Source organism: Candidatus Krumholzibacteriia bacterium, assembly GCA_035268685.1.
Classification (GTDB): Bacteria; Krumholzibacteriota; Krumholzibacteriia; order JAJRXK01; family JAJRXK01; genus JAJRXK01.
The window spans coordinates 1-15052 of record DATFKK010000111.1; the positions used below are offsets into that span (position 1 = coordinate 1).

Genomic DNA, 15052 nt, shown 5'->3' on the forward strand with positions numbered 1-15052 from the left:
CCTCGGGCGCATCTCGGGGATCGCCACGCACCCGGTCGAGCCGAACACCGCCTTCGCGCTGTTCTCGTTCGCCGGCCGTCCCAAGGTGCTGAAGACCACCGATCTGGGCGACACCTGGACCGATCTCAGCGGGTTCGAGGGCACGCAGACGAGCACGAACGGATTCCCCGACGTGGCCGTCTACGACCTGGTCGTCTTTCCGAACGACACGAACCGGATCTGGGTGGGCACCGAGATCGGCCTGGTCGAGTCGCTCGACGGCGGCGCCACCTGGGCACTGACCGACAGCGGACTGCCGTCGGTGGGCATCTGGAACCTGCGCGTGGTCGAGGACGAGGTCGTGGTCGGCACGCACGGTCGCGGGATCTGGTCGGTCACGCTGCCGGAGCTGGAGGAAGGGCTCACGTTCAACCCGCTGCTCGAGCTCGTCGCCCAGCGGCCCGACGGCATGCTCAGCGTGGACTTCAACCTCCGCTCGGTCTACGACAGCACCGACGTGCTCGTGAACGGGCAGGTGGTCGACAGCTTCGGTCCGAACGAGCGGCGCCAGCTCGAGTCGATCCTCGTGCCGGTGACCCAACCGGGGACGAAGACCGTGACGGTTCGGGGCGTGAAGGACGGCACCGAGTACACCTCGGTGGATCGTTCGGTCGACGCCCAGGTCTTCGATCCGCCGACCATTCTGTTCTCGACGTCGATCGACGACGGGAGCGACTTCGGACTCGACGGACTGGACGTCGGGACGGCGGCGTCGTTCCAGGGAACGGGTCTGCAGAGTCCGCACCCCTATCCGGACGCCGCGTCGATGGTGGCGGTGCTCTCGCAACCGATCCGGATCCTGGAGTCCTCCCGCCTGGTCTACGACGAGGTCGCCCTGATCGAGCCCGGAGAGCCAGGGGCCGCCTTCGGCCAATTCGGGTTCTGGGACTTCGCGGTGGTGGAGGGCACGATCGACGGGGCGAACTGGGTGCCGCTGATCGACGGCTACGACGCCAATGCCGATCCGGTGTGGCTCAGTGCGTACAACAACAGTCTGCCCGGAGACGCCTCGATGCTGCGCACGCGCGAGGTGTCGCTGTCCGACGTGTTCCCCGTCGACTCGAACATCCTGATCCGCTTCCGTCTGAGCAGCGACGGGTTCGTGAACGGATGGGGCTGGTGGGTGGACGACGTACGGGTCGAGGCCGACGCCACCGATGCCCCGTCGGCGGGCCGCGTGGCGCTCGAGCAGAACGCGCCGAATCCGTTCAACCCCAACACCACGATCGCCTTCTCGTTGCCGCGCCGGGGCCCGGTGAAGCTGCAGGTCTTCGACGTGCGGGGTCGTCTGGTGCGAACGTTGGTCGACGGGGTCCAGGCCTCCGGTCGCCACAGTGTCGTGTGGGACGGAACCGACGACTCCGGGATCGGTGCGGCCAGCGGCGTGTATCTCTACCGCCTGACGGCGGCCGGCGATGTGCGGCAGAACAAGATGACCCTCGTCAAGTAGGTCCCGAGTGGCCCTGACCAGACGCCCCGTCGGTGGTTCCGGCGGGGCGTCTCCGTTGCCCGTTCAGGCCTCCACGCCGGTGATCCAGGGCTCGATCACCTTGCGCAGGCGGGCCACGGTGATCGGTTTCGCAACGTAGTCGTCCATGCCGGCGTCGAGGCAGGACTCGCGATCGCCCTGCATGGCGTTGGCCGTCATGGCCACCACCGTCACCCCGGGATCGAGCACGCCCGATTCGGCGGACCGCAGTGACCGGGTTGCCTCGAAGCCGTCCATGACCGGCATCTGGCAGTCCATGAACACCAGACGGTAGCGCCGACGGCGGAGGCATGCCAGCGCCTCGACACCGTCCTCGGCGACGTCGGCGCGGATTCCGAGCTTCCGCAGTGCGGCCACGGCGACCCTCTGGTTCACCGGGTTGTCCTCGACGACGAGGGCCGTCTGGTCGTGGCCGATGTCCTCGGCCTCGCCGGTCGAACGAGCGGGCGAGACTTCGGTCGCCTGGTCCGCTTCGTTCCGGGTCCGTACGCGGACGTTGAACCAGAAAGTGGACCCCCGCCCGGGTGTGCTCTCGACGCCGATGTCGCCGCCCATGAGTTCGGCGAGCTCGCGCGAGATGGCCAGGCCCAATCCGGTGCCGCCGTAGCGGCGGGTGGTCGACGAATCGAGCTGCGAGAACTTCTCGAACAGCCGATCCCGGTCCGCGGGAGCGATTCCGACACCCGTGTCCGACACGTGGAACCGGAGGACGACGTGATCACCCTCGGTCTGTGCTGCCTCCACACCCACGAGGACCTCTCCGTCGTCGGTGAACTTGAAGGCGTTGGCGGTGAGGTTCACCAGGATCTGCCGCAGCCGTGTGGGATCGCCGCGCAGGGCCGTGGGCGTGGCGGGATCGGTGCGGCAGGCGAAGTCGAGTCCGCGGCTCTCGGCCTCGAACTCCATGATTGCCGCGAAGTCGCGGAGCATCACACCGAGATCGAAGTCGACGTCCTCGAGCTCGAGCTTGCCCGCCTCGACCTTCGAGATGTCCAGGATGTCGCCGATGATGCTCAGCAGGGCCTCGCCGCTCGTGCGCACGGTTTCGGCGTAGCTGCGCTGTTCGTCCTCGAGGTCGGTACCGAGGAGCAGGTCGGTCATGCCGATGACCCCGTTCAGCGGGGTGCGGATCTCGTGACTCATGTTGGCGAGGAACTCGCTCTTGGCGCGGTTCGCCCGATCGGCCTGCTCGGCGAGGTGGCGGGCGGTGGCGTTCTTGCGTTCGAGCCGTTCGTGCGCCCGGCGGAGGGCGTGTTCGGTGCGGACGCGTTCGGTGACGTCACGGCTGACGATCGTGGTGCCGAGGTACTCGCCCTTCGGGCCGCGCCGCGGCGACAGGCGCGCGCTGTACCAGCGTTCGCGACCGTCGATGGGGAGTGAGTAGTCGAAGCTCGCGGTCTTGCGATCGCCTCGCAGGGACCGCAGCGTCCGGCGAAGGGCCGCGGACACCGACGGCGGCAGGACCTCGCCGTAGTGACGGCCCTCGAAGTTCTCCGGCGCCGCGTAGAGAGGGCGGTCGACCCGCATCTGTGGAATCCGCACGAAACAGTCCTCGTCGTCGAGGAGGAAGATCAGGTCGTCCATCGATTCGACGGTCGAGCGCAGCAGTTCGCCCTGCTCGAGCAGCGCCCATTCGGCCCGTTTGCGGTCGGTGATGTCCAGCATCACCGTCACGGCCTCGGCGTCGCCCTGCTCGTCGATCAGTTCTCCCGAGAACAATCCGTGGACGATCTGGCCGTCCCGGGTGCGCACGTCGAGTTCGACGTCGCAGATCCGGCCGTGCTCGACCAGGCGGGCCGCCGTGTTCCGGTGGCCGGCGGGATCCACGAACAGGTCGAGTTCGTCGGCCGTCCGGCCGATCACTTCGTCGCGCGGGTGGCCGGTGCGGGCGACGAAGGCGTCGTTCACGTCGAGGAACCGACCGTCGTCGACGGAGTTCAGGGCCATCGCCGCGGGATTCGATCGGAACAGGCGCTCGAAGCGCTTCCGGGCGCACTGTTCCTTGCTCAGGTCCTTGTAGACCGCGAACAGGCACTCGCGTCCGTTCCACGTTCCGAACCACACGCGGGACTCGGTCGGCCACAGGCGACCGTCGGCGGTGTAGAGGGGCAGGGGGCAGTGGTCACGCTCGCCGCGGAGGATCTCCGCGAAGATGCGTGCGGCCTCGTCGCGGTGCTCGGGCGCGTGCAGGTCGAGCACGTGGAGTCCGACGACGCGGCTCGGGTCGCAGCCCAGACGCTCGACGAGGCGGCGGTTCGCGTACAGGAGGTTTCCGTCGAGGTCGGTCACGACGGCCACGTCGTGGATGCCCTCGAAGAAGGCCCGGAAGTTCCGTTCCCGGTCCTCGACCGTCTCCTTCGCGCGCTTCAGATCGGTCAGGTCCCGCCATGTGCAGAAGAGGGCGGGGCTCCCTCGATAGGTGATCCGGGTGAGGCTCACCTGAATGGGAATCGGGCTGCCGTCGCGGCGCTGGTGTGTCCACTCGAAGCAGCAGGAACCCTCCTGGTAGGCGAGGTCGGTCATCTGGCGGGCGAGTGTCTTCGACTCACCACCACACGGCTGCTGGGGTGGGGAGAGGTCGCCGGGGTGGAGCTGCTCGACGTCGCGGGGCGAGCCGTAGCCGAGGATCCGGGCCGCTGCGGCGTTCGCCCGGACGAAGCGGTCCCGCGTGAGCAGCCACATGGGGTCCTGTGCGCACTCGAAGAGGGCGCGGTAGGTGCCCTCTTCGAGACTCTCCTCGCGATCGGTCTGGTCCCAGCGATCGCGAGTCCGCTCGTCCGGACCCGAGCTTCGCGTCATGCCGTGTTCTCCGGTGCAAGGGGGTGGCCGGCGCGGAGAGGACCGCACTCGACCGTCACCGGGCGCGTACGAGTGGAATCGTCACGGTTTTCCGGATCTTGAGCCCGGAATCCGGCCGGAACGGATCAGTGGCCCACGATCGCCCGGTGCACGGCACCCAGGATCCGATCGCGCACCGCCCGGCGCAGAGGTGGGACGACGGTGTCGACCTGCAGGTCGAAGCTTCCCGCGACCGTCACGGAGTCGGTCGCGGCCCCGGCGGCGTCGCGCATCTCGCCGCGGCCGCTCAGCGCCCCGAGGATCCTCTCGTCGTCGGCCCGGTCGAGGGTCAGGGTGCCGTCGAATCCGACCAGGGACCACATGCCGTCGTTGCGTTCCTCGGTGTAGACCAGGGTCGCCGCCGGTTCCGCATCGCCGAGCGACAGCGTGAAGGGAACACCGACCGGTGCGTCGTCGGGAATCGTCAGGACCACGCTCTGTGTGGGTCCGGGCGGGAAGTTGCGGCCGGTGATCGTCCAGGCGCCGCCGGAGGAGCGGGCCACCTGGACGATGCGTTCGTCGAGCAACAGGGACGGCAGACCGTCGCTGTCCTCGATCGTCATCGAGAACTCCCCCAATGGGGGCTGTGTTCCCATGGTGTCGCACCCGGCGATGCTGTCCGAGATGCGGATCGCGTCGCCGACGAGTTCCTCGCACGTGCGATCGAAGAGATCGCCGCATTCGAGGGAAGTGGTGAAGTCGTAGTGCCCGGTGAACGCGTAGGAGTTCGCGTCGTCGTCGAGAGCCACCTCGACCTCGGCGGAGAACCCGATGGTGCATTCACCGAAGTCCGTGGTTCCGTCGCACGAGAGGAAGAGGGTGCGCCCGTTCCAGGTCTCGGTGCACTGGTCGCTGTATTCGTCGAACTGCTCGAAGAGATGGGTCTGGTCCGGGCACACGAGGACGGTGTCGACGGTCGTGGAGCGCAGGAGCAGTCTCGCCGGCTCGTCTCCGCAGGGTGAGGTGGTGGTGGTCTGTTCCCAGACGCCCTGCCACTGCTGGGGGACCTCGTCGGGGGTCGGACCGGTGCCGCCGTCGTCGTCGTCGTCGCAGCCGGCGGTCATGACGACGAGCGAACAGAAGAGGACGGCGAGAAACGTCGATGCCGAGCGCGTGTTCATGACGGACAGCCTCCGAGGACGATACGGAACGTGTCCGGTCAGACTCGCAGAGCCCGCGACCTCGTACGCCGGGGCCGTCACCCAGGCAGGGGTGGGTGATCGTCGGGAAGGGACACCGGCGGATCGCGTGGTCAGAAACGCACCTGTGCCTGGACGTTCGCACCGCCGAAGTCCTGGGGGTCGGGTTCGTGGCTGATCAGCGCACGGAACCACCCGCGGTCGTCGAACGCCAGCGTCCACCCCAGGGAGAGCTTCGCGGCGACGGCGTCGCGGTCGGGCCCGTACAGGTCGGAGGCCGGGGTGGTGGTCCACTCGTGGTCGGTTCCCATCCATCCGAGGTCGATCCAGTGACCGCCACCGAGGGACCGCTCGACGAAGACGCCGCCCAGGAACTCGTCGCGGTCGTGTGTGATGCGGCCCAGGTCGTTCTCGTACTCCATCGCGTGGAGCTGGCCGCGGATCCTCCAGTGCCGGCTCAGATCCTCTTCCCAGGCCAGGCGCACGTGACGCCAGCGGCTGTCCTGGCGATGGCCCGGCGTGGGTTCGACGCCGGGAGGTGGGGCGTCGAGCTCCTCGAAGTCGCGGTGCTCGACGCGCAGTTCGACGATCCGTCCGGTCTCGCGGTAGCGGAGGGCATGACTCGACCAGCTGCGTTCGCGCCGCAGGAAGGCGCGGTCGGGGGAACGAGACCGATCCGGGAATCGCCGCTCGGAGGGGCTGAGTACGGTCCCTTCGCTCGAAACGCTCCACCGTCCACGTTCGAAGTGGGCGGCCCAGGTGGGGCCGTCGGCCTCCTCCTCCAGGGTGGCGTCCAGGTCGTTCTTCTCCCCGTACAGGAAGTCGTCGCGACGCCAGCCGGCGCGCAGGTAGTTGCGGCGCGAGGCGTCCGTCCACACCAGCCCCGGGACGACGTCCAGGTCTGCCTTGTCCGAGGTGGGGTGTGTGACGATCTCGGCGCCGAAGCGACCCCACGGCGTGGCGAGGTTGCCGACCTCGATTCCCAACCAGTTCTGCCGCTCCGGACCGTCGAGGTGGGGGCTGGCGGTCCAGTCGAGACGGTAGAGGAAGCGGAAGTGGTCGCCGACCGCTTCGGCTGCCTCGACCCGTACCAGCGTGGCGAGGTCGTTCGTCGAGATGCTGCCGATGGTGGCCTGGAGTCCGCCGTGTCTCATGCGATGGCGTTCCCACGCCGCCTGCCAGCGCAGGGGCAGCGAGTAGTTCACCAGCGGGTGCAGATAGAAGAGGTCGGCCGGAGCGTCGAAGCGCGTCGGTTGCGCCCCGGCGGGAGGAGCGAGGACGACGACGGTGGCGAGTGTGAGCAGGAGTGATCGCATCGTGCCGTGGGATCGCGGGGGTCGGGAGCTTGGACTTCGGCTACACTGCGCCGCACAGTCTACGCGAGGATCGGCGGACGGCGCCGCTGCTTCGCCTTCTCCCCCCCGAGGAGCTCGACCATGGCCCTGACGATCGTGGCCCAGTTCCAGGCGCGCCCCGGCATGGAAGCCGAACTCGAGACGGCGCTGAAGATGCTGATCCTCCCGACCCGGGCCGAGTCGGGATGCGAGGTGTACGAGTTGCACCGATCGCTCGAGCAGCCGGGCTTCTTCCACTTCCACGAGATCTGGAGTGCGGATTCGTACTGGGAGGCCCACATGCGGTCACCGCACATCCGCGAGTTCACGACGCGGTCGGAGGAACTCGTGGCGGAGTCGCGGATCCTGCAGCTGGAGCCCGTGGGCTGATCCCGGACGGCCGTCCGGAGGTCTCGAAATCGAAATGGCGGATGCGGTCTCGGGGCTCTTATGTGGACGTGAGTATCCGAATTTAGTCCCGAAGGCCGCGAGGTCCGCCATGCTCCGCCAGGTCATCCGGATCGACGAAGAAGCGTGCGACGGCTGTGGGGAGTGCGTCCCCGCCTGCCACGAAGGCGCGATCGAGATCATCGACGGCAAGGCCCGTCTGGTCGACGATCGCTTCTGCGACGGGCTGGGCGATTGTCTCGGGGAATGCCCGCAGGGCGCGATCACGCTCGAGACACGCGATGCCGTGGCCTTCGACGAAGCGGCGGTCGCAGCCCGCGTTTCCACCCGCCCCTTCGCACCCGCGCCGTGCGCGTGTCCGGGAACGGCGGCGCAGGAACTGGAGCGCGAGCCGGCTCCCGGTCGCGGCTCGGACCGTGTCACCAGCCAACTCGGCCAGTGGCCGGTCCAGTTGCGGTTGCTGAATCCCGCGGCGCCGTACCTGGCCGACAGCGAGTTGCTGCTCTGCGCCGACTGCGTTCCGTTCGCGGTCCCCGACTTCCACGCGGACTACCTACGCGAGCGGACCGTCGCGGTGTCGTGTCCGAAGCTCGACGACCTACCGGAGATCGCGACCCGATTGGCCGCGATCCTGGCGCAGGCGCGACCGCGGAAGGTCGTGGTGGCACGGATGACGGTGCCCTGTTGCGGCGGTCTTCTCGAAGCTGCACGGGCGGCACGCACGCGTGTGGGGTCGGACGTGCCGATCGAGGTCCACACGCTCGATCCGCGTGGCGAGCGGGTCGAGACGTCGAGGCTCTGAAGCTGTCGCGCGTTTCACAGGACACGATATCACACTATGTCCACGCCATCCTCCCTCCTACCATACCGGAATTGGTTTCGACGCATCATCGGAAGGTGTCCTCTTGAACGACGAGTCTCCTCGCGCGAACGACCACGGGAGCGGCGGTAGCCGGCGCAGCTCGACCATCTCGCTGTTCGCCAATCCCATCTCCGTGGTCGGCCTCTGGATCGCCGGCGTCTCCTTCGTGGTGACGCTGCTGCTCATGGCGATCGAGATGACCTCGAGCAGCCACAACCCCTACCTCGGGATCATCACGTTCGTGGTGTTGCCGGTGTTCATGGGGCTCGGGATCGTGGTCGCGATCTTCGGCGCGCTCCGCGAGCGTCGGCGCCGCGCCCGCGGCGAGGACGACGCCCACTGGCCGGTCCTCGACCTGAACGCAGCGCGCCAGCGGCGGGCCCTGGCGTGGATCTCCGCGGCCGCGGTCGTCTTCCTCGGCCTGTCGGCCTTCGGGAGCCTGAAGGCCTACGAGTACACCGAGACCAACGAGTTCTGCGGCACCGTCTGCCACACGGTCATGGAGCCGGAGTACACGGCCTACCAGCACTCGGCCCACTCGCGCGTGCCGTGCGTGGACTGCCACATCGGTCCGGGCGCCGAGTGGTTCGTGCGGTCGAAGATCAGCGGCGCGTACCAGGTGTACGCGGTGGCCGCCGACGTCTACCCGCGTCCGATCCACACTCCGATCAAGAACCTCCGCCCGTCGCAGGACACCTGCGAGAACTGCCACTGGCCGCAGAAGTTCTTCGGCGACACCTACATCACGCGCAACTACTACCTGACCGACGAGGAGAACTCCCACACCCGGCTCGATCTCATGCTCCGCGTCGGCGGTGGCGATGGCCGCGAGGGCCCGCGCGAGGGCATCCACTGGCACATGAACATCGCCAACGACATCGAGTACGTCGCCGCCGACGAGCGCCGCCAGAAGATCGACTGGTTCCGCGTCACCCGGCTCGACGGCTCGGTGAGCACCTACGTGCGCGAGGGCAGTGGGTTGCCGCACGACGAGCCGCCCGAGGGCGAGGTGCGCTCGATGGACTGCATCGACTGCCACAACCGGCCGTCACACCGCTTCCTGCCGCCCCAGGTCGCCATGAACGCGGCGATGGCCCGCGGGGAGATCTCGACCGATCTGGCCGGGATCAAGGGGCTCGGGGTGGAGATCCTCGAGGACGAGTACCAGTCCAAGGACGAGGCCCTGGAGGTGATCGAGACCACGCTCCGGGACGAATACGCCGACGCCGACCACGCCGGACTGGTCGCGCCGGCGGTCCGCGCGATCCAGGAGATCTACCGGGTCAACTACTTCCCTCAGATGAAGACCAACTGGAAGGCCTTCCCCGAGAACACCGGTCACATGTGGGCGCCCGGCTGCTTCCGCTGCCACAACGGTGACCACGTGAACGAGGCCGGTGAGTCGCTCACCCGCGATTGCAACGCCTGCCACGTGATCCTGGCCGAGCAGCCGCCGCAGGGTGACCAGATGATGTCGCTGGTCGGCGTGGACTTCCAGCACCCCGAGGACATCGGGGAGCTCTGGCGCGACATGAGCTGCGTGGAGTGCCACGCGCCCTGAATCAGAGTCGAGGTCTCTTCAGATGGAAGTCGGTCGCGCCCTGGTAGATCGAGGCCAGGGCGACGATCGCCGGTTCCCCGTAGTTGCGGCCGATGAAGGTGATGCTCGTCGGAGTTCCGTCTTCACGGAATCCGTTGGGCAGGACCACGCACGGGTGGCCGGTGAGGTTCGTGATCAACAGTGACGGCCCGGCGAACGCGGGGGCGACGTAGCCGTCGAGGTCGCCGAGTGCGTCCTCGAAGGCGCGCATGAGCTGCGTGCGGGCCCGCTGCGCCTGCACGTACTGCACCCCCGGGACCAGTTGCGCCGCGCGGAACACGTTCGGCCAGGCGTTCACGACCTGCCGCACGAGTTCGTCGTCACGATCGGTGCGGGTGAGCTCGTCGAAGGCGGCGGCGCCCTCGACCTGCAGGACGACCAGCATGGCGCCCACCGGCATCTCGGGAAAGGTCATCGGCTCGAACTCGATGCCCCGGTCACGGAGCACGTCGAGCGTCGCGCGATCGAAGGTGGCACCCTCGTAGTCGTTGGCGAAGTTCTCCTCGGCGGCGCCGAAGCGAAGCTTCCGCATGGAGAAATCCGACGTCCCGCGCCAGTCGAGCGGTGCGGTCACCGACTCGGGATCCCCTTCGTGCGCCCCGTGGATCGCCTCGAGCACGAAGGCCGTGTCCTGCACGTTGCGGGCGATGGGGCCGATCTTGTCCATGCTCCAGGTGAGTGCCATGCAGCCGGTGCGCGGCACGCGGCCGAAGGTCGGGCGCAGTCCCGTGGCGCCGCAGCGCGAACAGGGCGAGACGATCGACCCGAGGGTCTCGGTACCGAGCGCGAAGGGCAGGGCGCCGGCGGCGACGGCCGAGGCGCTGCCCGCCGAGCTGCCGCTGCTGCCCTGCTCGGGATTCCAGGGATTGCGCGTGGTCTCGCGGAACCAGACGTCACCCCAGGCCAGCGCGCCGACCGCGGTCTTGGCCACGAGCACCGCGCCCGCTTCCTCCAGCCGGCGTACGACCTCGGCGTCGTCGTCGAAGGTCCGGGTCTCGTAGGGCTTCGCGCCCCAGGTGGTGCGTGCGCCGCGCGCGGCGAGCAGGTCCTTGGCGCCGTAGGGAATGCCGTGCAGCGGACCGCGCCACTTGCCCACGCGCTGCTCCTCGTCGAGCACGGCCGCGAACTCGCGGGCGCGGTCGGCGGTGCGGTCGATCACGAAGTGCAGCGTGGGGTCGAGTTCCACCAGTCGGGCCAGCGACGCCTCGACCAGATCGCTCGGCTTCAGCTGCCGACGACGGATCCACTCCGACAGGTGCTCGATCGGAGAGAACAGCAGCTCGATCTCGTCGGTCGGCGGTGTGCGCGGACGATCGCCGAAGATCGCGCCGCGCAGGGTCTCGGCCGGGTCCTGGGCGCGGTTCTTCGCCGAGCCCGAGACGTACGAGACCTTCTCCGGGTCGTCGTACAGCGGGCGGAAGCCCAGGGCGGGTGGGACCTCGTTCGGGATCGCCAGGGCGCGAATCGTCTGCAGGCTCTCGACCTGGTCGGTCACCGACTCGCGCATGAGCTCGCGCTCGGCGTCGGTGAACTCGAGTCCGGCCAGGATCTCGGCGCGGCGGATGACCTCGGCCGCGATCGCTTCGTCGGCCGCTTCCTCTTCGGCCTGCGCGCGGAGCAGATCGGGTGCGAGCGCGGCGGCCAGGGTGAGGGCCGCGGTGCGACCGAGGAAGGTACGGCGGGACGTGGTCGGGTTCGGATTCATCGCGGCGCGCTCCGGGCGAGGGACGGTGCGCGCGATCATACGGCGCCGGCTCGACCGGCTCAACGCAGCGTTCAGTCCTTCGCCACGAGCTCCTCGACCCGGGTGCGCAACTCGTCGGTGTCGATCTCCCCGTTCCACTGCGCGACGATCCGGCCCTCGGAGTCGAGCAGGAAGGCGGCGGGGATCGCTGGCACGCGGAACGTCCACCATGCGGGATCCTCGCCGCCGTCGTGGACGATCGCGTAGTCCACCGGTCGGCGTTCGAGGAAGGACTCGAGATCGTCGCGGTCCTCGTCGATGGACACCCCGACGATCCCGAAGCCGGCGTCGGCGAATTCGCGCGCCAGGGCGTCGAGCTCGGGCATCACCTTCAGACACGGAGTGCACCAGGTGGCCCAGAAGTCGACGAGCAGGGCGTTCTGGCCGGTCGGTTCGATCGCGTCCTCGTCGAGCGTCGACCAGCGGAAGTCCGGGGCCGGGCGCGGCAGTACGGGCGGCGCGTAGCCGGTGGGCATCTGGTCGAAGGCCTCGGCGCAGCCCTCCGAGCAGAAGCCGAAGTGGTCGCCCTCGTGTTCGCGCCAGTCGACGAGGCGCTCGGCGCCGTGATCGGCCCCGCGGCGCGCGCACACCACGCACTCGCCCTCCTTCGGCAGGTCGGCGGGCCAGTCGGCCGCCGCGGTGGGGGCGACGAGCAGGAACAGGAACAGAAGGCTGCGCTTCACGGGTTCTCTCCTCCGAAACCGGTGGACACCGACACGCCGGCGTGTTCGAGCCACACCCACAGCGCGGTGACGCTGAAGCGCCCCACGCTGACGCTGCCGAGCAGGTGGGTGCGCTCGCCGTCGTACATGGCACGGACGTCGAAACGCTCGCCGAGGTGCAGAGTTCCGCCGAAGGGCACGTTGAAGCCCTCGTCGGCCTCCGACCAGTTCAGGCTCACGTAGCCCGAAAGGGGAACTCGCGGCGACGGCCACCTCTTGGCGGCGGTCAGGTAGACCGAGGTCTCGCCCTCGTCGGTGCCGATGCGATCGGAACTCGTGCCGAGCGAAAGGGCGGGACGGGTGTGCGACTCGGTCAGCAGGAACAGGTTCGCGAGGGGGCCGATCTCGCTCTCACCCGGATTCCACTCGATGCCGACGTTCAGGCGCCGGTGTAGGCGGTGCATGAGCGTGCCGCGGTACCGCGCCCGGTCGACTTCGATGTCGACGTAGCGGGCCGAGACCTCCCACGCGAATCGTTGGCCGCTCCCCCGGAGCGGTGCGCCCTCGCCGGGTCAGCCGACTCAGGTGGGCGCGAGGCCCGAAGGGCGGCGGGGGCGCTCGTCGGACTGGGCGACGGCCGTTGCGACCGTCGCGGCCAGCATCGCGAGGAGGGCCAGCAGCGCGAACGTCGTGGATCGTGTGTGCATGCCGGGACGAGGGGGGTGACTGCACACCCTAGGGGGCGGGCCACGTCCGGGCAAGCCCGCCCGATCTCAGGGTCGTGCCGGCTCCGCCCAGAGGCGCACGTACGCACCGTCGGGGTCGTACCCGGCGGCCTGCCGCGCGGTGTCGAAGCGACGCCCCACGCGCGGATCGTTGCCCACGCCGGCCACGTAGGCCCAGTTCCCCCAGTTCGAGTGGGACGTCGTAGTCGATCAGCACGCTCCCGAACCACTCGGCGCCCCAGGTCCAGTCGAACCCGAGGTCGTGGGCCAGTTGGCTGGCCACGTTCTGACGGCCGCGATTGCTCATGTACCCCGTCGCCGCCAGTTCTCGCATGTTGGCGTCCACGAAGGGATCGCCGGTGCGGCCGTCGATCCAGCGCTCGAGCAGTTCGCGATCGTGCCTCCACGCGCGTCGTTCCCCGCGCAGTCCCTCGGGCCGGAAGAGCGCGTTGCCACGTTGGTCGGCGGTGAAGCGGAAGAAGTCCCTCCAGAGGAGTTCGAAGATCACCCAGTAGGTGCTGCGATTCGTCGTGCGCTCGGCCTCGTAGCGCCGCACCTCGTCGTGGACGCGGCGGGCGGAGATCGATCCCTGCGCGAGGAAGGGTGAGAACTGCGTGCTGTTCACCGGGTCCCCGGTGTCGAGCGCGCGGTGCAGGGGCTCGTGGTCGTCGAGACGGAGGTCGTTGCGGAACCAGACGATCGAAGCCGTCATGGTGAGTCTTCCCGGGGGCGTCGAGGAACGATTCGCCCGGATCGGCGCCGTCGATGCAACGGGCGCGTTTCGTGCTGCGCGCGGCGCGGGGTCTGTCTATCCTGATCCCCTCGCGCTCGTTCCCTCGTTCCACCGGAGGACCCACCGTGAAGCGTTCGATCTCGATCCTTCTGCTGCTCGCCGTCGCTACCGCTCCTCTCGGTTGCGCCACGAACAAGGGCACCGGCACGATCATCGGCGCCGGCGCGGGCGGCGTCGTCGGCGGCGTGATCGGCGACAAGGCCGGCAACACGGCCGTGGGCGCCATCCTGGGCGCGGCGATCGGCGGGGCCGCGGGTGCCTGGATCGGCAACTACATGGACGAGCAGGCCGAAGAGATCCGGCAGGACATCGAGGGTGCCGAGGTCGAGCGCATCGGCGAGGGCATCAAGATCACCTTCGATTCCGGGATCCTCTTCGCCTCGAACCAGGCCACGCTCGAAGGTCCCGCCCGTGCGAACATCGAGGAACTCGCGCGCATCCTGAAGAAGTACGAAGACACGAACGTGCTCATCGAGGGTCACACCGACAGCCAGGGCAGCGAGGACTACAACCTCGAACTGTCACGGCGCCGCGCGCAGTCGGTGGCGAACTACCTGGCCGGGCAGCAGGTCGACGCCACGCGCTTCACGCTGATGGGCTACGGCGAGACCCAGCCCGTGGCGAGCAACGAGACGCCGGAGGGCCGGCGCGAGAACCGGCGGGTGGAGATCGCGATCATGGCCAATGACGAGCTCAAGGCACAGGCCGAGCGGATCGCGGACTGACCGACGTCGGTCAGGCCGGGGCCAGGGCCTCGCGGATGGCGCGCGACAACTCGGCGCTGCGCGGATCGGTCTCGGGCGCGAAGCACGCGACGACACGCCCCCGCTCGTCGATCAGCAACTTGGTGTAGGCAGCATCGACGCGGCCGAAGGTCTGTTCGACCTCGTCGGCCAGCGGGTGGTGTGCCGCCGTTGCCAGCACGGGGATCTCGCCGGCTTCGCGGGCGGGAGTCATGTCGAGTTCGGTCTCGGTACCGATGGGGATCGCCACCACCTCGAGCTTCTCCGGACCGTGCCGGTGCCGCAGTTGGGCGAGTTCGGCGAGTTCCCGCTGGTCGACGCCGCGCACCGGAAGGGTCACCAGCAGGGTGAGGTGACCGCGGAAGTCGTCCAGCGTGAGGTCGTGTCCGTTGCGTGTCGGGAGATGGACGTCGTCCACCCGCGGGGCCTCGGCCAGCTTGTCGATCCGCTGGACGGCGTCGCGGCTGTTGCGCATCGACACGAACGAGAACGCGAGCGCGACCACGGCCACCGCACCGGCGAAGGCAGCGACCAGGAGGTCACTCATGGATCATCACCTCGATCGGGGACGGTCTTCGGCCGCCTCGTCGCGGCCGTTTCACACCGAACCCTAGGCGGGGCTGCCTTCGGCCGGCATCGGGGAATTCCCTTGGGCCACACCGGCAGAAGTCCCCTC

Annotated in this window: 12 protein-coding genes and 1 pseudogene; 5 read left to right on the plus strand and 8 right to left on the minus strand. The window is 68.8% G+C overall.

Going from position 1 to position 15052, the window contains the following annotated elements:
• The coding region (locus tag VKA86_10570) for a FlgD immunoglobulin-like domain containing protein (protein ID HKK71651.1) at positions 1-1489 on the plus strand (1489 nt) is incomplete at its 5' end.
• A gap of 63 nt (positions 1490-1552) precedes the next feature.
• On the opposite strand, the gene VKA86_10575 is transcribed toward VKA86_10570, so the two are convergent.
• The 3 genes from VKA86_10575 to VKA86_10585 form a co-directional block, all read right to left on the minus strand.
• A complete protein-coding gene (locus VKA86_10575; GenBank protein ID HKK71652.1) occupies positions 1553-4327 on the minus strand; it encodes a PAS domain S-box protein in 2775 nt (924 codons plus the stop codon).
• A gap of 125 nt (positions 4328-4452) precedes the next feature.
• Positions 4453-5487 carry a hypothetical protein gene (locus VKA86_10580; protein HKK71653.1) on the minus strand — a complete coding sequence of 345 codons (1035 nt, stop codon included), beginning with the start codon at positions 5485-5487 and terminating at the stop codon, positions 4453-4455.
• A 131-nt stretch (positions 5488-5618) separates the two neighbouring features.
• Complete coding sequence (locus tag VKA86_10585) at positions 5619-6821, minus strand: hypothetical protein (GenBank protein HKK71654.1); 1203 nt, start codon at positions 6819-6821, stop codon at positions 5619-5621.
• A 120-nt stretch (positions 6822-6941) separates the two neighbouring features.
• On the opposite strand from VKA86_10585, the gene VKA86_10590 reads away from it, so the two are divergent.
• The 3 genes from VKA86_10590 (at position 6942) to VKA86_10600 (ending at position 9670) form a co-directional block, all read left to right on the plus strand.
• On the plus strand, positions 6942-7229 hold the full coding sequence (locus VKA86_10590) for a putative quinol monooxygenase (GenBank protein HKK71655.1): 288 nt from the start codon (positions 6942-6944) through the stop codon (positions 7227-7229).
• Between the two features lie 109 nt (positions 7230-7338).
• Entirely contained in the window at positions 7339-8049 is a 711-nt protein-coding gene (locus tag VKA86_10595) for a 4Fe-4S binding protein (protein HKK71656.1), read from the plus strand.
• 103 nt (positions 8050-8152) lie between these two features.
• Positions 8153-9670 (plus strand): NapC/NirT family cytochrome c, encoded by a 1518-nt coding sequence (locus VKA86_10600; GenBank protein HKK71657.1) that lies wholly within the window; start codon positions 8153-8155, stop codon positions 9668-9670.
• Between the two features lies 1 nt (position 9671).
• Here VKA86_10600 and VKA86_10605 read toward each other — a convergent pair whose 3' ends face one another.
• From VKA86_10605 to VKA86_10620, 4 genes and pseudogenes are all read right to left on the minus strand, one after another.
• A complete protein-coding gene (locus VKA86_10605) occupies positions 9672-11414 on the minus strand; it encodes an amidase (GenBank protein ID HKK71658.1) in 1743 nt (580 codons plus the stop codon).
• A gap of 71 nt (positions 11415-11485) precedes the next feature.
• Positions 11486-12136 carry a thioredoxin-like domain-containing protein gene (locus tag VKA86_10610; GenBank protein ID HKK71659.1) on the minus strand — a complete coding sequence of 217 codons (651 nt, stop codon included), beginning with the start codon at positions 12134-12136 and terminating at the stop codon, positions 11486-11488.
• Complete coding sequence (locus VKA86_10615; protein HKK71660.1) at positions 12133-12579, minus strand: hypothetical protein; 447 nt, start codon at positions 12577-12579, stop codon at positions 12133-12135. Before VKA86_10615 ends, VKA86_10610 begins: the two co-directional genes overlap by 4 nt.
• 357 nt (positions 12580-12936) lie before the next feature.
• A pseudogene (locus VKA86_10620) lies at positions 12937-13468 on the minus strand (FAD-binding domain-containing protein).
• Positions 13469-13698: 230 nt separating this feature from the next.
• On the opposite strand from VKA86_10620, the gene VKA86_10625 reads away from it, so the two are divergent.
• Positions 13699-14358 (plus strand): OmpA family protein, encoded by a 660-nt coding sequence (locus tag VKA86_10625; GenBank protein ID HKK71661.1) that lies wholly within the window; start codon positions 13699-13701, stop codon positions 14356-14358.
• Positions 14359-14368: 10 nt separating this feature from the next.
• Here VKA86_10625 and VKA86_10630 read toward each other — a convergent pair whose 3' ends face one another.
• Positions 14369-14923 (minus strand): hypothetical protein, encoded by a 555-nt coding sequence (locus tag VKA86_10630; GenBank protein HKK71662.1) that lies wholly within the window; start codon positions 14921-14923, stop codon positions 14369-14371.
• Positions 14924-15052: the final 129 nt, after the last annotated feature.

Coding starts and splice junctions, on each gene's coding strand:
- VKA86_10575 (HKK71652.1), bottom strand. CDS start 4,327: ATGACGCGAAGCTCGGGTCCGGACGAGCGGACTCGCGATCGCTGGGAC.
- VKA86_10580 (HKK71653.1), bottom strand. CDS start 5,487: ATGAACACGCGCTCGGCATCGACGTTTCTCGCCGTCCTCTTCTGTTCG.
- VKA86_10585 (HKK71654.1), bottom strand. CDS start 6,821: ATGCGATCACTCCTGCTCACACTCGCCACCGTCGTCGTCCTCGCTCCT.
- VKA86_10590 (HKK71655.1), top strand. CDS start 6,942: ATGGCCCTGACGATCGTGGCCCAGTTCCAGGCGCGCCCCGGCATGGAA.
- VKA86_10595 (HKK71656.1), top strand. CDS start 7,339: ATGCTCCGCCAGGTCATCCGGATCGACGAAGAAGCGTGCGACGGCTGT.
- VKA86_10605 (HKK71658.1), bottom strand. CDS start 11,414: ATGAATCCGAACCCGACCACGTCCCGCCGTACCTTCCTCGGTCGCACC.
- VKA86_10615 (HKK71660.1), bottom strand. CDS start 12,579: ATGCACCGCCTACACCGGCGCCTGAACGTCGGCATCGAGTGGAATCCG.
- VKA86_10630 (HKK71662.1), bottom strand. CDS start 14,923: ATGAGTGACCTCCTGGTCGCTGCCTTCGCCGGTGCGGTGGCCGTGGTC.